Source organism: Kitasatospora sp. NPDC034035, assembly GCF_055575755.1.
The window spans coordinates 323,175-340,646 of the sequence record NZ_JBVISA010000007.1 but is presented as its reverse complement, the minus strand read 5'-3'; the positions used below and the strand labels follow the sequence as shown (position 1 = coordinate 340,646).

The 17,472-nt window shown below is 73.7% G+C and carries 16 protein-coding genes and 1 pseudogene; 8 read left to right on the top strand and 9 right to left on the bottom strand.

What is annotated here, in order from left to right:
• Positions 1 to 127, top strand: a pseudogene (locus ACZ52J_RS13160) (non-reducing end alpha-L-arabinofuranosidase family hydrolase); the annotation flags it as partial.
• A 187-nt stretch (positions 128 to 314) separates the two neighbouring features.
• Complete coding sequence (locus ACZ52J_RS13155; RefSeq protein WP_465618281.1) at positions 315 to 1,214, top strand: NAD(P)/FAD-dependent oxidoreductase; 900 nt, start codon at positions 315 to 317, stop codon at positions 1,212 to 1,214.
• 71 nt (positions 1,215 to 1,285) lie between these two features.
• Here ACZ52J_RS13155 and ACZ52J_RS13150 read toward each other — a convergent pair whose 3' ends face one another.
• Together ACZ52J_RS13150 and ACZ52J_RS13145 are read right to left on the bottom strand one after the other, a co-directional pair.
• Complete coding sequence (locus tag ACZ52J_RS13150; RefSeq protein ID WP_465618259.1) at positions 1,286 to 3,997, bottom strand: ligand-binding sensor domain-containing protein; 2,712 nt, start codon at positions 3,995 to 3,997, stop codon at positions 1,286 to 1,288.
• Positions 3,998 to 4,267: 270 nt separating this feature from the next.
• Complete coding sequence (locus ACZ52J_RS13145; RefSeq protein ID WP_465618257.1) at positions 4,268 to 4,978, bottom strand: rhomboid-like protein; 711 nt, start codon at positions 4,976 to 4,978, stop codon at positions 4,268 to 4,270.
• 295 nt (positions 4,979 to 5,273) lie between these two features.
• Here ACZ52J_RS13145 and ACZ52J_RS13140 point away from each other — a divergent pair, with 295 nt between their 5' ends.
• The 3 genes from ACZ52J_RS13140 (at position 5,274) to ACZ52J_RS13130 (ending at position 8,594) form a co-directional block, all read left to right on the top strand.
• Positions 5,274 to 5,933 (top strand): rhomboid-like protein, encoded by a 660-nt coding sequence (locus ACZ52J_RS13140; RefSeq protein ID WP_465618255.1) that lies wholly within the window; start codon positions 5,274 to 5,276, stop codon positions 5,931 to 5,933.
• 381 nt (positions 5,934 to 6,314) lie between these two features.
• Positions 6,315 to 7,727 (top strand): argininosuccinate synthase, encoded by a 1,413-nt coding sequence (gene argG / locus ACZ52J_RS13135; RefSeq protein ID WP_465618253.1) that lies wholly within the window; start codon positions 6,315 to 6,317, stop codon positions 7,725 to 7,727.
• A 207-nt stretch (positions 7,728 to 7,934) separates the two neighbouring features.
• Complete coding sequence (locus ACZ52J_RS13130) at positions 7,935 to 8,594, top strand: GAP family protein (protein WP_465618251.1); 660 nt, start codon at positions 7,935 to 7,937, stop codon at positions 8,592 to 8,594.
• 60 nt (positions 8,595 to 8,654) lie between these two features.
• Here the strand turns inward: ACZ52J_RS13130 and ACZ52J_RS13125 are convergent, their stop codons facing one another.
• The 3 genes from ACZ52J_RS13125 to ACZ52J_RS13115 all read right to left on the bottom strand — a co-directional run bounded on the left by ACZ52J_RS13125 (position 8,655) and on the right by ACZ52J_RS13115 (position 10,892).
• Positions 8,655 to 9,083, bottom strand: coding sequence for a hypothetical protein (locus tag ACZ52J_RS13125; RefSeq protein WP_465618249.1), 429 nt, complete (start codon positions 9,081 to 9,083; stop codon positions 8,655 to 8,657).
• 407 nt (positions 9,084 to 9,490) lie between these two features.
• Entirely contained in the window at positions 9,491 to 10,063 is a 573-nt protein-coding gene (locus ACZ52J_RS13120) for an RNA polymerase sigma factor (RefSeq protein WP_360504489.1), read from the bottom strand.
• Between the two features lie 355 nt (positions 10,064 to 10,418).
• Positions 10,419 to 10,892 carry a MarR family winged helix-turn-helix transcriptional regulator gene (locus ACZ52J_RS13115; protein ID WP_465618247.1) on the bottom strand — a complete coding sequence of 158 codons (474 nt, stop codon included), beginning with the start codon at positions 10,890 to 10,892 and terminating at the stop codon, positions 10,419 to 10,421.
• Between the two features lie 162 nt (positions 10,893 to 11,054).
• Between ACZ52J_RS13115 and ACZ52J_RS13110 the strand changes: the two genes are divergently transcribed.
• Entirely contained in the window at positions 11,055 to 11,465 is a 411-nt protein-coding gene (locus tag ACZ52J_RS13110) for an organic hydroperoxide resistance protein (RefSeq protein WP_360504493.1), read from the top strand.
• A gap of 136 nt (positions 11,466 to 11,601) precedes the next feature.
• Here ACZ52J_RS13110 and ACZ52J_RS13105 read toward each other — a convergent pair whose 3' ends face one another.
• Entirely contained in the window at positions 11,602 to 11,934 is a 333-nt protein-coding gene (locus ACZ52J_RS13105) for an SHOCT domain-containing protein (protein ID WP_360504495.1), read from the bottom strand.
• Between the two features lie 152 nt (positions 11,935 to 12,086).
• Between ACZ52J_RS13105 and ACZ52J_RS13100 the strand changes: the two genes are divergently transcribed.
• Positions 12,087 to 12,476 (top strand): hypothetical protein, encoded by a 390-nt coding sequence (locus tag ACZ52J_RS13100; protein ID WP_465618245.1) that lies wholly within the window; start codon positions 12,087 to 12,089, stop codon positions 12,474 to 12,476.
• Positions 12,477 to 12,548: 72 nt separating this feature from the next.
• Here the strand turns inward: ACZ52J_RS13100 and ACZ52J_RS13095 are convergent, their stop codons facing one another.
• Positions 12,549 to 13,199: a LamG domain-containing protein gene (locus ACZ52J_RS13095; RefSeq protein WP_465618243.1), complete on the bottom strand. Its 651-nt coding sequence runs from the start codon at positions 13,197 to 13,199 to the stop codon at positions 12,549 to 12,551.
• Between the two features lie 175 nt (positions 13,200 to 13,374).
• Positions 13,375 to 14,001: a CBS domain-containing protein gene (locus tag ACZ52J_RS13090; RefSeq protein WP_465618241.1), complete on the bottom strand. Its 627-nt coding sequence runs from the start codon at positions 13,999 to 14,001 to the stop codon at positions 13,375 to 13,377.
• Positions 14,002 to 14,368: 367 nt separating this feature from the next.
• Between ACZ52J_RS13090 and ACZ52J_RS13085 the strand changes: the two genes are divergently transcribed.
• On the top strand, positions 14,369 to 16,210 hold the full coding sequence (locus tag ACZ52J_RS13085) for a hypothetical protein (protein WP_465618239.1): 1,842 nt from the start codon (positions 14,369 to 14,371) through the stop codon (positions 16,208 to 16,210).
• A gap of 13 nt (positions 16,211 to 16,223) precedes the next feature.
• Here ACZ52J_RS13085 and ACZ52J_RS13080 read toward each other — a convergent pair whose 3' ends face one another.
• Positions 16,224 to 17,441: an FAD-dependent monooxygenase gene (locus tag ACZ52J_RS13080; RefSeq protein WP_465618237.1), complete on the bottom strand. Its 1,218-nt coding sequence runs from the start codon at positions 17,439 to 17,441 to the stop codon at positions 16,224 to 16,226.
• Between the last annotated feature and the right edge of the window lie 31 nt (positions 17,442 to 17,472).

Sequence of the window (17,472 nt, the reverse complement as noted above, 5' to 3'; positions counted from 1 at the left end):
CCCCGACCAGACCATGACCATCGACCCCTGCAACCTGCAGTTCCTCTACCAGGGCAAGTCCCCCACCGCGACCGGCCCCTACGACCAACTGCCGTGGCGCCCGGGTCTCCTCACCCTGCGGCGCTGACCCGCCGCCAAGTCACGGCCACACCACCGCGAGCCGTGAGAGCCGACCGCTGGTCGGAGCGTACGGTTCCTGAGCCTCGCCACTTCGCCATCGGAAGTGGCGAGGCCCCGCGCGTCCTCCGCCCGCACCGGCCGGCAGCGCCGAGGCACGTCCGGTCGGCGACGGCTACGCGACCGGCACGTTCGTCCTGCTGAACGCGGTCGGTTCGCCGCTGGACGAGCGGTCGTTCGCGGCGATCGTCCGCGCGGGCCGCCAGTACGGCGTGCCGGTCGAGGAAGTCGAGCCCTCCGAGGTGCCGGCTGTGCAGTCGCTGGACAACGAGCGGCCGCTGCGCGCTCTCCACCTGCCCGACGAGGCGTTCCTGGACGCCCGCGGTTGGCTTGAGTCCCTGGACGCCGCGCTCGACTCGCTGCCGAACGTGACCCGCGTCCCCGCCGCCCCGCTGCGGTCGAGTGGCGCCGGCTACCTCCTGCGGACGCACCACGGGCACGTCAGCGCGCCCAACGTCGTGCTGGCTGCGGGAGCATGGACCGGTCCGCTGATCGAGGCACTGGACCCGGACCTGGCCCTCATGCCGGTCGCCACCGCGGAAGGCACCGCCATCAGCGTCACCGCCCCGGCCCCGCTCCCCGCCGTGCTCCGCACCCCGAACCGGGCGTACGCGTGCGGGCTGCACGCCGTGCCCCAGGCCGACGGCAGCTGGTACCTCGGGGCCGGCGCCGCCCCGGCGCTCGTCCCCAGCGACACCCCGCACCTGGGCGGGGTGCGCTTCCTGCTCGACGCCGCCCTCGGCCAGCTCCACCACGGCCTGGCCACCGCCCGGCTGCAGCGCCTGTACCACGGCAACCGGCCGATCGGCCTGGACGGCCACCCACGGCTCGGGTCCACCAGCCGCCCCGGCCTGTGGGTGGCGACCGGCACCCACCGGGACGGCCTGCACGCCTCGCCCCTGCTCGCCCAGGAACTCGCCGGAGAGATCGTGGCACGGCCTTGCCGGCCTGCTGGGTGGTGGGCCGCTCGGCCACGCAGAGCATGTTGCCCTCGCTGGTTCGACTGCCGACGCCGGTGCCCGGCCCGCTCGCGGTGAGCGGGCCGGGCACCGGCGGGTCGACCGGACGTCGCCCGGCATCAGCCGGTCGCCGGCAGGCCGTCAGCCGATCAGTCGTCCGTCTCGTCGTAGCGGCCGTGGCCGAGGTGACGCAGGTCGAAGGACCAGATGCCGCGGCCGAAGGTGGCGGCATAGAGCTTGCCGTCCGGGCCGATCTTGAGCTGCTGCACCGCGGTGGTGGGCAGGTTGCGGCCGAGGACCCGCCAGTCGGTGGTGCCCGGCGCGCGGTAGAAGGCGGCGAGGTCGGAGCCGAGGGCCACACCGCCGTTCGGCAGGATCTTCACCGAGGTGGCCGGGACGTCGGGCAGGTTGGCCGAGATGTCGGTCCAGGTGGTGCCGCCGTCGTGGGTCTCGAAGAGGTGGCCGACGCCCGCGCCGGGGCCCTCGGTCCAGGTGCGCGAGAAGCCGTTGAAGGCGACGAGGACGTGCTGGGCGTCCTTCTCGTCCACGGCGAAGGAGGAGATGTAGCGGTTCGGCAGGGTTGCGTCGACCGGCAGGTCGAGCTGGTGCCAGCCGGTGCCGTCGGTCTTGCCCACCGCGATGCCGCGGCTGAAGCCGACGTTGTTGCACGGGCCGCACCAGCCCGCGTACACCGTGCCGTCGACCGTCGCGACCGCGGTGGCGACGTGGCCGGTACCGAGGTCGTAGGCCGAGGTCCACTCGTTGCCGCTGCGGATCGCGTAGCCCTTGTGCTGTACCCAGACGTGCCGGCCGCCGGCGATCCAGGTGTTGCCGTCCTTCGGGTCGCTGGTGATCGGCGCGATGAAGCGTGCGGCGCTGGTGTTCTTGTCCGGCGGGGCGACCTCGTAGGAGGTGGCCTTGCTCGGGTCCTTCGTCCAGCTGCCGTCGTTGACGGCGCAGTTCTGGGTGACCCACATGTCGAGGTAGACGTACTCCTCGGCGATGTTGCAGCCGTTGGCCGGGTCGACGAGGGTGTCGGCGCCGTCGCCGCCGAAGTTGGAGCCCATCACCTTGTCGTGGGCGCGCAGGATCGACTGACCGTTGTCCTGGAGGCCGCCGCTGACGATCACACCCCGGCCCGAGCGGTCCGCCGGGTCCTTGCCGACGCCGACCGAGTAGTACTGCAGGGTGTCGATGGTGCCGTCGTTGAGCGGCGTCCAGTCCTTGGCGTGGCCGTACGCGTCCAACTGCCCGTTGGCCGGGCGGCGGTAGATGCCGCCGTCGTTGCCGACGTAGACGTTGACCTTGCCCTGGTAGCTGCCGAAGGCGACGGCGTGCTGGTCGGAGTGGGTGGTCGGCGAGCAGTCGCCGGTCTGCTTGGCCGGGTCGATGCTCCAGCACGGGAAGCCGTTGTTCCAGTACGGCCCGACGGTGGCCCACTTGGCGCCGCCGTCGGTGGTCTCGAAGACCTCCTCGAGACCCGCGTAGACGTGGTCCGGGTTGGCCGGGTCGACCTGGAGGAACTGGTTGTACCAGGCCTGGATGCCCGGCTGGTAGCCGTCGTCCTGCAGCGCGGAGCCGGAGCCCTTCAGCTTGTCCTTGTCCGCGACCAGCGTCCACGAACCGGACGGGGAGCCGGACTTGGAGACGTAGATGCCCTTGAGGCCGGTGTCCGGGTCGCTGGCCATGACCGCCGGGGACTGGTCGATCGCGTAGTAGCGCGAGCCGTCCGCCGAGCGCGCGAAGGTCACGTTGCCGACGTTCGCCGCGTCCGTCGGCAGGTCGCCGAGCGAGCCGACGCGCTGCCAGGTGCCGTCCGCGGCCTTGCTGTAGAAGCCGTTGTAGGTGTCGCCGCCGCGCCAGCCCACCGCGAGGACCACCTTGTTCGGGTCCTTGGGGTCGATCGCGATGTCGTTGGCGATGTTCTTGTACGGCGCGGCCGGGTCCCCGGCCTTCGAACCACCCGGCAGGTACTCCGGGTTGGGCGCGAACTCGAGCGTCCACGGGCCCGACAGCGTGGTGGTCGAGTGGCTCCAGACCCCCCGGCTGGTGGCCGCCCACACCTTGCCGCCGGCGAAGCGCAGCGCGTGGATGATGGTCGACTCCAGCTCGGCGCCGCCGACCCGGTTGCCCGGCTGGAACTCACCGTGCTTGGGGTCGGCGAGCACGTACACGCCGGTGCCGACGTACGAGGTCGCGCCGGTGTTGGACTCGCCGGTGGCGTACCAGAGCCGGCCGCCGTCGTCGAGGTTCAGCGTGCCGGTGGACAGCGTGGGCAGCTTGTCGGCGATCGGCTCCCAGTTGCCGCCGCCGGTGCGGGAGCGGAACACGCCGCCGTTGGCACCGCCCGCGTAGACGTAGCCGTCCTTGTCGGCCGCGAGGCCGGTGGTCCGGCCCGTCACCAGACCGGATCCGCCGCTGGAGTTGGAGTTGACGTCGCGGTAGCGCGGGTCGTCGGAGTTGTACGGCTTGTCCGTGACGTGGTCCCAGCTGCCGCCGGTGTGCGGCATGGACTGCAGTTGGGCCCAGGCCGCGCCGTAGGCCCCCGGCGCGACCACGCCGGGGGCGGTGCGGGCCTCGGTGTACTGCGCGGTGCCCTCGGCGGAGTTCTCCGCCTCGTCACCGCCGTCCCCGGCCTCGGTCTCGGCCCGCGGGCTGAGGCTCGGGGCCGCGGTCGTGGCGCCGGTGGCGCTCCGCACCTTCTGGGCGTGCGCCTTCCCGATGTCCGCCTGGTGCCGGACCTGCCACGGTTGCGGCTCCCGGGGTGCGGGCGGCGCGGCGAGCGCCTGGGTGGTGGTCAGTCCGAGCGCGGTGAGCGTGACGGCGCTCAGCAGCAGCCGTCGTCGTTGCCTGGTGGGCACGGTTGTGGTCCTCCCCTGCGGCCGGTCGCGCGGTCGCGCGACTCGGCGGAAACAGGGGGACAGCCTGCTGGTCCGATCCGGCCAGGGGAAGGGCCGTACGGTAAGAAGGCGGTAAGTTCCTTACCGATTAGAACAGTTGGCATTCACCGAATACGGAGGGCACACCGGACGGACCTCCCGGGCGGCGGGACCCTGGGCGGCGGGACGCCCACCGCGAGCGCGTCGGCTGATATCGTCCGATCACCGCCCGCCCCGTCACCGCCCGCCCGGTCACCGCCCGCGCACTCGCCGCCGGGCCGCGCGCACCGAGGCGACCGGGTCGAAGGAGCCGGGGCGGTCCCGGGTCAGCGGGTAGCAGGCGAATCCGATCAGTGCCGCGCTGAGGTGGCCGACGCTGGTGTAGTCCCGGCTCTGCTGGACGCCCAGGCCGTAGACGACCAGCACCCCGGCCGCGTACAGGTACCGCCAGGGCCGCACGATCAGGTAGGTGAGCACCGCGACCACGCCGGCGAGCGCGTAGCTCACGCCGTAGTCGAGGGTGTAGACGGCCTTCGGCGAGGCGAGCCCGCGGTGGATCGCCCAGCCGAGCACGCCCTCGCTGAGGTAGGTCGCGCCGACGTGCGCGAGCATCGCCACCGAGATCCAGCGCAGCGTGCCGAGCCACCGCTCGGCGGGCACGTGGAAGAGGTTGTAGAGCAGGAAGTAGGACAGCCACCCGCCGCCCGCGATCCACAGGGCGCTGGTCACCAGGACGCGGACCGGCGAGGTCTGCAGGTGGTGCAGGTTGGTCGAGCGCCGCTCCAGGATGCGGTCGGCGGTCAACGGATCGACGTGCCGGATCACCTGCGTGGTGACGAGCAGGATCGCCAGCCAGACGTAGGTGCCCGGGGCGCGCCGGACGTAGGCCCACACCGCGCGGGCGGCTCGCGCCCACCAGGGCCGCCGGTGCGCCTCGGAGTTCCTGGCGGTGCTGCCGGCCATCGACTGCCTCCTCGACACTCCTCCCCTCGACACTCCCTCGCCCTCCCCTCACCGCTCCCCCTCACCACTTCCCCCACCCTCGCCCCGGCCCGCCGCCACCCGCCGCCGTGGCGGCCCGTACGGGTGATCCGGCCCCTGCCTCCCGGCGGCGCCACCCGCCAACCGCCCGAGGGCGGCATCCGGCGGCCACGCTCCACTGACGTACGCTGGCGCTCTGACCCTCCCGGCCACGACCTCCTCGGCCACGCACCGGGCGTGCCGGTACCGGGAACAGCAGACAAGGGCGCCAGGCACGATGAGCGATCGCCTCGCAACGAGGGCACCGACCGACACCGAGGCCTCCCGGCAGCCCGCGCTGAGAGCGGCCGCCCGGCTGCGGCTCACCACGGCGTACGTCCTGCTGCTGACCGTCACCGCTTCCTGGCTCGCCAGTCAGGGCCACGCCGAGCGGGCCAGGTTCGTCCGGCACAACAGCAGCAACGTGCACCACATGGAAGTCGGTAAATGGTGGACGATGTTCACCAGCGGCCTGGTGGTGGACGGCGTACCGGCCTGGGCGGGCATCGCGGCGGTCGCCGTGGTGCTGGGCCTGGCCGAGTGGCGTTGGGGCCCGGCCCGGGCCGCCGCCGTCTTCGCCTTCGGGCACCTGGGTGCCACTCTGCTCACCGAGGGGGCCATGTGGGTGATGCTGACCGCCCACATCCCCGGCGCGCTCTCCCGGGCCCGGGACGTGGGCATCAGCTACGGGCTGGTCGCCACCGGCGCCTGTCTGCTCGCCCTGGGTCCGGTCCCGCTGCGCCGCTACGGTCTTCCGGCGCTGGCCCTGGCCCTGGCCGCCGCCTGGGCGCTGGACCAGCAACTGGCCGACGCCGGGCACCTGGTCGCGCTGGGCCTCGGCGTACTCGCCTCCCGGACGGCCTGGCTGCGCGCCCGGGCGGCGCCCGTACCGCGCTGACGCCGCACCAGCGGGGACGGGCCGGACTCCCCCGGGAGTCCGGCCCGTCGCGGTTCCCACGGTCTGCCCGCCGTCTCCCACCGTTCTTCCGCTGTTCTTCCGCCGTTCTTCCGTGCTCCGCCCGGATCTTGCCCACCGCACCCGGCACCGGGCCGACGGCCGTCCAGCGAACCGCCAACCACGCCGCAGCGCAGGTGAGTTGAGCGGACCGGCGGTCGACGGAGGGCGGCTCCGCAAGCAGTCACCCGCATCGACTCGATCGTATGCTCTTGCGTTGCTCTGCAAATCTATGCCACAGTTCGGGCATCGGATCGAATACGCCGAATCCCGTCACATATCGCTGAATCAGGGTCCCGCTCGCGCGGGTCTAAGGGTGCATCCATGTCGAAGGTCTTGAGCAAGCTGCCGGTCGGTGAACGGATCGGCATCGCATTCTCCGGCGGGTTGGACACCTCCGTCGCCGTCGCGTGGATGCGCGAGCACGGTGCGTTCCCCTACGCCTACACGGCCGACATCGGCCAGTACGACGAGCCGAACCTCGCCGACGTCCCCGCCCGGGGCCGCGCGTACGGCGCCGAGCAGGCCCGGCTGGTCGACTGCCGGGCCGCGCTGGTCGAGGAGGGCCTGGCCGCCCTCGCCTGCGGCGCCTTCCACATCCGCTCCGCCGGGCAGACGTACTTCAACACCACCCCGCTCGGCCGCGCGGTGACCGGCACCCTGCTGGTCCGCGCCATGCAGGACGACGAAGTCTCCATCTGGGGCGACGGCTCCACCTACAAGGGCAACGACATCGAGCGGTTCTACCGCTACGGCCTGCTCGCCAACCCCAACCTGCGGATCTACAAGCCGTGGCTGGACCAGGCGTTCGTCGACCAGCTCGGCGGCCGCAAGGAGATGTCCGAGTGGCTCGCCGAGCGTGACCTGCCGTACCGGGACTCCGCCGAGAAGGCCTACTCCACGGACGCCAACATCTGGGGCGCCACCCACGAGGCCAAGCGGCTGGAGTACCTGGACGCCTCGATGGAGATCGTCAGCCCGATCATGGGCGTGGCCTTCTGGGACCCGGCGGTCGAGATCCGGACCGAGGACATCACCGTCGAGTTCGAGTTCGGCCGCCCGGTGCGGATCAACGGCCAGGAGTTCGCCAACGCCGTCGACCTGGTCCACGAGGCCAACAGCATCGGCGGGCGCCACGGCCTCGGCATGTCGGACCAGATCGAGAACCGGATCATCGAGGCCAAGAGCCGCGGCATCTACGAGGCCCCCGGCATGGCGCTGCTGCACATCGCCTACGAGCGGCTGCTCAACGCCATCCACAACGAGGACACCCTCGCCACCTACCACACCCAGGGCCGCCGCCTCGGCCGGCTGCTCTACGAGGGCCGGTGGTTCGACCCTCAGGCGCTGATGCTGCGGGACAGCATGCAGCGCTGGATCGGCCACCCGGTCACCGGCAGCGTCACGCTGCGGCTGCGGCGGGGCCAGGACTACTCGGTCATCGACACCCAGGGCTCCAACTTCAGCTACCACCCCGAGAAGCTGTCCATGGAGCGCAGCGTCGACGCCGCGTTCGTCCCGGACGACCGCATCGGCCAGCTGACCATGCGCAACCTCGACATCGCCGACTCGCGCAGCAAGCTGGAGCAGTACGCGGTGCACGGCCAGCTGGCGCCGTGGAGCGGCCTGATCGGCGAGCTCGCCCCGGGCGGGGCCGCCCCCATCGCCGCGGGCACCGGCGACGCGGAGGAGTCCACCGCGCTCGACCACGCGGCGATCGAGTCCGGCACCGACTGACGGGCCCGGCACCGACCGAAGATCGCACAGCGACAACGCATCGCATCGCACCGACCGACGGATCCGGTGCGACCACGGAGGCCGCCGCACCACACCGGTGCGGCGGCCTCCGCCGTTCACTCCGACGGCCGCACCGGCCGTGCACGCCGGGCACCGCCGTAGCTGAATGGCGAACGTGCGCCCGGCGACGGGAAGGCAGGACCCGCAATGGGTGAAGCGGTCGGTTCGATGCTGGCCTCGGCGGTGGCGGTCGCGCTCAGCCCGCTGCCGCTGATCACCGTGATCCTCATCCTGGCCACCCCGCGCGGCCGGACGAAGAGCCTCGCCTTCACGGCCGGCTGGGTGCTCGGCCTCGCCGTGCCGGTCGCCGTCACCCTGGCGGTCGGCAGCGCGCTGAACCGGGTTCAGACCACCCCCACCTGGTCGTCCTGGCTGAAGCTCGCCCTCGGCGCGCTGCTCCTGCTGTCGGCCGCGCGGCAGTGGCACGACCGGCCTCGCGCGGGCCACGTCACGGCGCCGCCCGCCTGGCTGCAGGGGATCGACCGCTTCTCGCCCGCCAGGTCGGCCGGCCTCGCCCTCGCACTCGTCGCGCGCAGCCCGAGGACCCTGCTCCCGGCCGTCGGCGGCGCCGCCTCGATCGCCGCCACCGCGACCGGCACCGGCGCCGAGGCCGTGGCCGCGGCACTGCTGGTGTCGATCGGCTCGCTCTGCACGCTCCTGCCGCTCGCGGTCCACCCGCGGGACGGAGCCCGGACCCTCGGCGAGTGGCGGGCCTGGACGGCCACCCACCAGGCCGCCGTCCTGACCACGGTCCCGGCCGTGCTCGGAGCCGAGTACCTGGGCGACGCGGTCTCCGGGCTCACGTGAGCGAGACCCCGTCTCCGAGGGCACGCGGTCCACGGCCGCGCGCCGGTCGGCCCGCGCCCCTCACCGGATCCGCACCACCCCCCGCCCCCGTACCGCCCGGACGCCCAGCCTTGCGGGGTCCGTCCTCGGGTGCGCCGCCACCGCCTCCCGCAGCGTCAGCAGGATCTCCCCGTCGTAGCGCTCCGCCAGGACCCGCGCCAGCTCGGCCGGACCGCCCGGCCGCACGTCCGGCGCCAGTTCCGGCAGCCGGCCCGGGGCGCTGAGGTCCTGGGCCTGGGCCGCCCAGCGCGCCGCGTCCCGCCGCTCGCCCTCGGCGGTGTAGTGCACGGCCAGGCAGTGCACGGCCAGCTGGTCCCCGTACTGGGCGGCGATCCGCCACCAGAAGACGCCGTCCGGCGCGCGGCCCATCCCGTACAGCAGGCAGCCGAGGGTGCGGAAGGCGGTCTTCTCGGCGAGTTCGAGGTCCAGGGCCAGTTCCGCGGGCTTCACGGCACCCGCCACGCCCGCGCACAGGTGCCGCAGGTCCCGGCGGAGTTCGGCCCGGCGCCCGGCCCACGGGGACTGTCCCGCCCCCGTGCCCGCGCCTGCACCCGGCGCCCCGCCCGAACCCGAACCAGGACTCCAAGCCGGTCCCCAACCCGGCCCGGGACCCGGTCCCGAACCAGGTCCCGGGCCTGCTCCCGGGCCCAGCCCCACCCCCGGGCTCGACCCCGACGCCGGAGCGTGCGGCGGTCGGGCGCCGGCCGGCGGACGGGCGGGGCGTTCGCGCACGGCGGGGGCGAGCCGACGGGCGGCGGCGAGCCGCTCGGCCAGCCGCCGGGTGAAGGCCACCGGGTCGTGGTCGTCGAACTCCCGCTCCAGCTCGGCGGAGTGCGCACGCAGCAGGTCCCCGACCCTCACGTCTCCGCCTCGTCGTCGTCCGGGTGCTCCAGCAGGTACTCCAGGTGGCGCCGCCCCAGGCTGTAGTAGGTGCGGGCGGTGGTGTGCGCGATGCCGAGCGACCGGCCGATGTCGGGGTACGACAGGCCTGCCTGGCGCAGTCGGACCACATCGGCCTGGACCGGCGCGGCCCGCGCGAGCTCGTCCATCGCCCAGTCGAGGGCGTCCAGTTCGGCGAGTTCGTCCAGCTCGTCCTGGCTGTTGTCGGGGCTGCGCTGGGCGATCACCCGCAGTCGTTTGCGTTCGGTGCGTCGGCGGTCGCGCATGACGTCCACCACCGCGTCCTTCACGACCTTGAAGGCGAAGGCCTGTGGATCGGCGCTGGCCAGGGCCCGGCGCCAGTTCTTGTAGAGCGTGGCGCCGGCGTTCTGGACCGCGTCCTGGGCGTCCTCGCGGTGCCGCAGGCGCTGCTGGGCGTAGCGGAGGTAGCCCGAGTTCTCGCGGGTGAAGAAGGCCTCGAAGTCGTTCGGCAGGTCGCCGAGCGGGTCCGCCCGAAGGCCCCGCTCCTCGCCCGGCCCGGGACTGTTCATGCACGCCCCCTCTCGTGGGTCAGCTGGCCGGCCCACCGGGTGGCACGCCGACGGCCCCTTGGGGGCTCGTGGTGTAACCGTCCGGGAGGCGCGGGATGTCGACCGGATCGGGCGGACAATTGGTGAACGTTTCCGTTCACTTTTGAACAGCACGACTGACCTGCCGATTCGGGCCCTTCAGCCCCGCCGGAACACCGGCTATGTGACCCAGATCACATCGGGCGGGGCGTCGGCTTGACAAGCCCCATGGCGCCGATGCGGCGGCACCGACCCCCGACGCCACCCGACAACGCCACCCCGCGTCACCACCCTCGCGTCGCCACCCCCCGTCGGCAGCCTCGCGCGCTGCCCGGCCCTACGGCGCCGGCTCCACCGCCGCCGAGTCCAGCGCGGCGGTCACCCGCTCCAGCAGCCCCCGCAGTGCCGCCAGATCCTCGACCGGCAGCCCGGTCGCGGTGAGCAGACGGCGCGGGACCTGCCCGGCCCGCTCGCGCAGCGCCGACCCCTCGGGGGTGAGCGCGACGGTGACCGACCGCTCGTCCTGCGGGCTGCGCTCGCGGCGCACCAGTCCGGCTACCTCCAGCCGCTTGAGCAGCGGGGAGAGCGTGCCGGAGTCGAGCCGCAGGCGCTCGCCGATCCGCTTGACGGGCAGATCGCCGTCCTCCCAGAGCACCAGCATGACCAGGTACTGCGGGTAGGTCAGCCCGAGGTCCCGGAGCAGCACCCGGTAGGTGCCGCCGAAGGCCCGCGAGGCCGCGTTGAGCGAGAAGCAGATCTGCTGGTCGAGGCGGAGCAGTTCCTCGTCCGCCATGCCGGGAAGCGTGGTCATGGGTCCATGGTACCGATCACACTCGCGCCATTGAGTTGTGCGCAATTGAATTGCGTGCTCTACTTATCTCACGGCAGGGCACCGGACAGGCCGCCAGAACAACGGCGACGCCCCCGGGCCCACCCATCCGAGCAACGTGAAGCACCACGAAGTGGACCGACCATGGACGCGCTCTACACCGCCGCCGCCACCGCCAACGGCCGGGAGGGCCGCGCCGTCAGCTCCGACGGCCGACTGGACCTCCCGCTGGCGATGCCGGCGGCGCTCGGCGGCAACGGCGAGGGCACCAACCCCGAGCAGCTGTTCGCGGCCGGCTACGCCGCCTGCTTCGCGAGCGCCCTCGGCCTGGTCGGCCGGCAGTCCCGGGTGGACACCAGCGAGGTCTCGGTGACCGCCGAGGTGTCCATCGGCAAGGACGGCGCCGGCTTCGGCCTCGCCGTCGTGCTGCGCGTCGAGCTGCCCGACTCCCTCGCGGGCGAGACCGGCGAGCTGCTGGTCAAGCAGGCACACGAGGTCTGCCCGTACTCCCGCGCCACCCGGGGCAACATCCCGGTCGAGCTGGTCGTCGAGTAGTCGGGCAACTGCGCGGGTCCGCCGGTCGCGATACCGCGCGGAAGCCTTCGCAGGCACACCGGGCCCGCCGCACAGCACGTGCGGCGGGCCCGCCCCTGCGCCCTGCGCGATGCCGCCCACACCGACACGCGCCGGCTCAGCCTCCTCCCGGCCCGTTCGCCGAGCGCAGCGTCTCCAGTCTGTGCCGGTACTCCTCCGCGTCGATCTCGCCCCGCGCGAACCGCTCCGCGAGCATCTGCTCCGGGGTCGGCCCCGACGCCCAGCCGCGCGAGCCGCCCGGCCCATGACCGCCGGGGCCCGGTGCCGCCGGACCGGGCGGGATCGGCTGCCGCGAGCGCGAGACGTACCGGAACAGGGCGACGGCGAGGACCACGATCAACGCCAGGACCAGCAACGTCCCGATCACCATCATCCCGACGCCCCAGCCACCCATGCCGTGGCCGTGCCCGAACCCATGCCAGTGCCTCATCAGGACCTCCTCCTCCGGCCCCGTCGGGGCCCGCCGAGGTGATCAGCGCCTTACCACCATCGTGCGCCCGGCACCGGTGAAAGTGCCGTGAAGAAAGCCTGAAAAAACGTTCCGGCGCCCTGGCACGCACCCACGGGGGTAGCGTGCCGCTCGTGAACCGGCACCCGCCCACGACCCGCCATCCACCCGACGACGGCCGCTCCCCCGAGCAGCTCGTCGCCGCCGGCGTGCTGCGGCGCCACACCGACCCCAGCCCCCACCCGAGGCTCGGCCACTCCCCGATCACCTACGTCGCCACCGCGCTCTGGGCCGAACTCGCCGCCCTCGCCATCGCGCCGTCCGCCGCCGAGGCCACCGCCACCGCCCTGCTGCGCGAACTCGCGGACCAGGCCGTGGACGCGGCCCTCGCCCCGGGCAACGAGCACGCCCCGCGCGACGACCTGTACGTGACCGACCCCGCCCACATCGGCCGGAACCGCCGCGCGGTCTGGTTCCACCGCTTCGGCCCGCACGGCCCGATCACCGCCGCCTTCGCGCCGTGAACAGCAAGCCGCACGCGCCGTGAACAGCAAGCCGCACACGCCGCGAACCACAGGCCGAAGGGTCCGTCCGTCTCAGCGCTCGACCTGCAGGCTGTGGCAGACCCAGCTGAGCCGGTCCGGCCCGTCGATCGGCGGCCGGTCGTGGTACGTCCCGTCCGCCACGGACAGGTTGACGATCAGGTAGGCGTGCCAGTTGGACCCCACCCCGTGCAGGTCCGCGTAGACCAGCTCGTCCTCGACGTACCAGTCCACCGAGTGTGCGCCGAGCACCACCCGCAGGCCGAAGGTCGCCCCGGGGCCGATCCCGACGCCGCCGCCGTGCCAGTACCGGAAACCGCCCCGGACGTGGTTGGAGATCTCCAGCAGGTCCGGGTTGTCGGGGTGGTACTCGAAGACGTCCACCTCGTTGCCGCCGTCCCGCCAGGTCCAGATCGCCGGCCACGCGCCCAATTCGACGGGCAGCGTCACACGCGCCGACAGCACGTCCCCGGTGCGGACCTGGAAACCGTCCGGACTGCCCTCGGTGGTCAGCAGGTTGCAGCTCCACAGCCCGCCGCTGTGCCGCCGGGTGGCGGTGAACAGTCCGCCGGGGCAGTACCCGCGGACGAGGTAGTCGAGCTTGTGGTCGCTCCGATTGGTCGGCCCCATCCGGGGATAGGCGCTGCTGCGCCCGGTGATCCACTGCCTGGTCGAAGTGAAGTCCGCGTCGAACACGACTGTCACGGCCGCCTCCCCGGTGCACCGATGTCCCGGCAGTCATCAGCCGGGCACACAGGGTGAGTTACCCGATACGCTCCGCTGTATGCGAAGTGGGCCGCCCGGGTCCGAGCCGGCACCCACAGCCGACTGAGCCGAGAGGCCGGAACCGAGGGCCGGAAGCCGGTAGCCGGAAGCCGGATCAGCCGACCGTCGCCGCGCCCCCGGCACCGAGCCGGTCGGTCACCGAGACCACGCCGTCCACCGAGCGGCACAGGTTGAGCACGATCGGCACCAGGTGCGGTTCGGGCACGGTGCCGCTGAGCACCACCCGGCCCTGGTTGACCTCCACCCCGATCTCCGCCGGGCTGACCCCGTCGATCCGGCCGAGCACCTCCTCGACGATCTCCCGCCGGATCACCATGTCCTCGCGCAGGAACACCCGCAGCAGGTCCCCGCGGCTGACCATGGCGATGACCCGCCCCTCCTCGTCCAGCACCGGCAGCCGCTTCAGTCCGTGCCGGCTCATCATGCGGGCCGCCGCGACCACGCTGGTGCCGGGGGTGGTGCAGACCGGTTGGGTCGTCATCAGGTCGGCGGCGGTGACCTCGCCGCCCGGGCCCGCCTGCACCGACTCGGGCGCCGGCAGCAGGCTGCCCGGGTCCTCCTGCGCGGCCAGGGTGCGCAGCAGGTCGGCCTCCGAGACCACGCCGAGCGGCCGCCCCTCCGGGTCCGTCACCGGCACCCCGGTGATGTCGTACTCGCTCAGCAGCGTCACGATCTCCCGGAACCCGGTCTCGGGGGAGACCAGGACCACGGGGCTGGTCATCACGGATTCGACAGTGGCATGCCGCACGCCGGTTCACCTCGTCCAACAGTGCTGGTCCGACCGGGCGCGGATCGTCCCGGCCGGTTACCGGCAGCATGGCGCGCGGCCGCGCGGATCGCCAGGGGCCAAGGGGCCGAACGGGTGGGACCTTGGGCCCCGGCCCGCTCCTGGTACACGGCCCCGACCGGAGCTCCGCGCACCCCTCGATCGCTTCCGATCGCCCGCCGGGATCCCCGGACGGCGCAACCATCACATGATCGACTCGTTGGACCGTCCACCACGACAGCACCACGGCTCCCGGGAGGCCCCTTTGCCAGGACGGACGGTGGGCGCGGCAGCGCCGGCCCGAGGGGTCGCGGCGCGTCCCGTGGCCCGGGCGGAGGCCGCGCTGGTGCGCCACTACCGCAGGCTGGTCCGGCTGGCGTACCTCGCTCTGTCGGCCGACCGGGACCGGCACACCCGGGTGCTCGCCGCGCACGCCGCCGTCCAGCGCGCCCTGCCCTTCCGCTGGACCCGCCGTGACGAATCGGGCACCGCCGAAGCGGACCCGGTGTACACCGCGCTGCGCCTGCGGGTCCTGCGCGCCGCGCTCCGCCCGCACCCGGCCGCCCGCCTCTTCGCGCCCCGGGTCTGGGGGCTGCGGCTGTTCACCCCGCACGGCGGCGAGGAGGACGCGGAACTCGACCGCGCGCTCGCCGCGCTCGACGCCCCGGCCCGGGCCGCGTTCGCCCTGCGGACGGTCGAGGAGCTGGACGCGGACGAGGCCGCGGAGGTGCTGCGGCAGGCGGGGGTGGCACAGCCGGACGAGGCGGTGGCCGCGGCCGCCGCCGTCCCGTCCGGCCCGGACCCGCAGCCACCCGCCTTCGACCCGTGCGCGGTCCGAGTGCAGCCCACCGACCTGCTGCGCCGCCGCCGGACGCTGACCGCGGCGTTGGCGGTCGGCGTGCTGGGGCTCACCACCACGGCCGCCGTCCTGGGCGGATCCGGCCCCGCGACGCCCACCGGACCGGCGTCCGGGCCCGCCCCGGGCGCCGCCGATCCGGCCCGGCTGGTCCGGGTGGCGCCCGACGCGTGGCAGCACACCGCACGGGTGGACTTCTCCGCCTGGCCCGCCCGGGGCGACCGCCGCGAGGACGGCGCGCTGCTCGGCCACGCCCTGGCCGCCTGGGCGCAGCCCGGACCGCGGACCCGCACCGAGCCGGGCACCACCGCCGCGCCGCCCCCCGAAGCACCGCAGCTGCTGTTCGCCGGGACGGTGGACGGCACCGGCGTGGTGGTGCTGTACGACGGCCGGCGGATCGCCCGCTACACCGACGGCCGCGACGGCGGTCTGGACCTCGCCCGCGCCGACGACGCGGACCTGACCACGGCGGGCGCGGTGGCACTGCGCCGCCAGGGCACCGCCGTCCGGTATCTGCTGGCGCCCTGGGTGGACGCCGCCGAGACCCGTCGGATCGACCAACCCGACGCCCCTGCCCGCCCGTTGGAGCACCCCGACGGCATCACCACCCCGGCCGCCGGCGGCGGTCCCGCCGACTGCCAGGGCGCCACCCTGCTCCAGTTGCACTCCTCCCCCGTGGTCGCCAAGCACGCCTTCCTGCTGGCCGACCTGGGCGGCCTCGTCCCCGCGCACCTCACCTACGCCGCGCCGCCGGACCGCCCCCAGCCCGACCGCACCCCGCCCGCCCAGCCCGACCGCTCCCAGCCGACCCGCGAACCCCACGAGGCGACCGCCCAGGACGCGCTGCAGGCCTGGGCCCGGGCCGGCTGCGCCGTCCCGGACGGCAAACCGGGCGTCAAGCAGCTCGACCTGTGGGCCTTCGCCGTCCAGCCGCTGCCGCAGAACGCGGGCTCGGCCGCCTGGGTCTGCCTGCGCGCCGACCGCTGGAACGGCGAGGGCAGCGCGGCCACCGCCGTCGTCCTTCCGGCGGCCCGCGGACCGCAGCGGACCGGCGGCGGCCCGGGCCGGGCGTGCAGCCGCTTCGAGCAGGACACGGTGGCCTGGGCCTGGTGGCGCTCCCCGCAGGGCACGGAGTACCTGCTCGCGGCGGGCAGCCGCCGCGTCACCCGACTCTCGGTCAAGGGCCCGGACTGGTCCGCCGACCGGCCCGCCGCGGACCACACCCTCGCCGTCGAGCGCCCTGCCCGCGCGGCCGTCCAGGTGGAGGCGCTCCTCGACAACGGCACCCGCATCGGCCCGCTGCACTGAACCCCCGCGCCGCTCAGCCTGCTGCACCCGCGACACCTGCTGCACCTGCTGCACCTGACAACTCCGCCTCGTAGTCCGGAAGTTCGACGCTACTGACCTTCTTCCCCAGCTCCAGCATCTTCTCCAGCGCCCACCGCCGGTTCAGCACCGCGTTGCGGAACCGCAGCCCGGTCGCCGTGCGCGGCGCCAGGAACGGCCCGGTGCGGTCGCCGCCCTTCTGGCAGCCCTGCGCGTAGCCGCGCAGCAGCGTCTCGTACCGCTCGAAGGCGGCGCGGTGGTCGCCGCGCGCCCGGGCCAGCTCGCCCGCCAGGACGTACGCGGCCACCACCGCCGTCCCGGTGCCCATGCCACCGATGGTCGCGCCGCAGGCGGCGTCGCCGATCAGGGCGATCCGGCCGCTCGACCAGGTGGGCGTGTCGGCCCGGCTGATGGAGTCGAAGTACAGCTCGGGGGCGGCGTCCAGGCTTTCCAGCAGCTGTGGCACCCGCCAGCCGAGATCCGCGAAGGCGGCCCGGACCAGGGTTTTCTGCTGCGCCTGGTCGTGGCGGTCGTAGCGCAGCTCAGGCGAGGCGAACAGGCAGAAGGCGCCCGCCCGGTTCGGGTCCCGGTGGGCGGCGCCGACGGCCATCAGCCGGCCGGGGACGTTCAGTCCCACCGTTCCGACCGGCAGTCCGAGGCCGTTCGGCAGCTGCCAGGTGGCCGCGTAGTAGCCGAGGTGGCGGACGTAGCGCTCCTCCGGGCCGAAGGCGAGCCGACGGACGTTGGAGTGCAGCCCGTCGGCGCCGATCACCAGGTCGAACTCGCGCGGCGCACCGTGCCGGAAGGCGACCCGGACTCCGCTCGGCGTCTCCTCCAGCGCGGTGATCGAGTCGCCGAAGAGGTACTCGGCGCGGGCGCTGCTGTGCCGGTACAGCAGCTGGGCGAGTTCCCCGCGCGGTATTTCCAGGTCGCCGCCCGCGAACTCGGCGGGCAGGTGCAGCAGTCGGCTGCCGTCGGCGGCCAGGAAGGTCATCGGGCTGCCACCGGTGGCGAGTGGGCGCAGCTCGTCCAGCACGCCCATCCGTTCCAGCACGGTCAGGTGGGTGCGGCCGCGGAAGTCGACGTCCTGGCCGCCGTCGCGCAGTGCGGGGGCCAGCTCGACCACGGTCACCTCGAAGCCGTACCGGCCCAGCCAGTGGGCCAGCGCGGGGCCGGCGATGCTCGCGCCCGAGATCAGGATCTTGGTGCTCATGGGGACCACTCCGTCCGAGGATTCGGAAAAC

Excerpts from the sequence above, each read along its gene's own strand:
- ACZ52J_RS13145 (WP_465618257.1), bottom strand. The coding sequence starts at position 4,978 with ATGGCCGGCAGCACCGCCAGGAACTCCGAGGCGCACCGGCGGCCCTGG.
- ACZ52J_RS13140 (WP_465618255.1), top strand. The coding sequence starts at position 5,274 with ATGAGCGATCGCCTCGCAACGAGGGCACCGACCGACACCGAGGCCTCC.
- argG (WP_465618253.1), top strand. The coding sequence starts at position 6,315 with ATGTCGAAGGTCTTGAGCAAGCTGCCGGTCGGTGAACGGATCGGCATC.
- ACZ52J_RS13130 (WP_465618251.1), top strand. The coding sequence starts at position 7,935 with ATGGGTGAAGCGGTCGGTTCGATGCTGGCCTCGGCGGTGGCGGTCGCG.
- ACZ52J_RS13120 (WP_360504489.1), bottom strand. The coding sequence starts at position 10,063 with ATGAACAGTCCCGGGCCGGGCGAGGAGCGGGGCCTTCGGGCGGACCCG.
- ACZ52J_RS13115 (WP_465618247.1), bottom strand. The coding sequence starts at position 10,892 with ATGACCACGCTTCCCGGCATGGCGGACGAGGAACTGCTCCGCCTCGAC.
- ACZ52J_RS13110 (WP_360504493.1), top strand. The coding sequence starts at position 11,055 with ATGGACGCGCTCTACACCGCCGCCGCCACCGCCAACGGCCGGGAGGGC.
- ACZ52J_RS13105 (WP_360504495.1), bottom strand. The coding sequence starts at position 11,934 with ATGAGGCACTGGCATGGGTTCGGGCACGGCCACGGCATGGGTGGCTGG.
- ACZ52J_RS13090 (WP_465618241.1), bottom strand. The coding sequence starts at position 14,001 with ATGACCAGCCCCGTGGTCCTGGTCTCCCCCGAGACCGGGTTCCGGGAG.
- ACZ52J_RS13080 (WP_465618237.1), bottom strand. The coding sequence starts at position 17,441 with ATGAGCACCAAGATCCTGATCTCGGGCGCGAGCATCGCCGGCCCCGCG.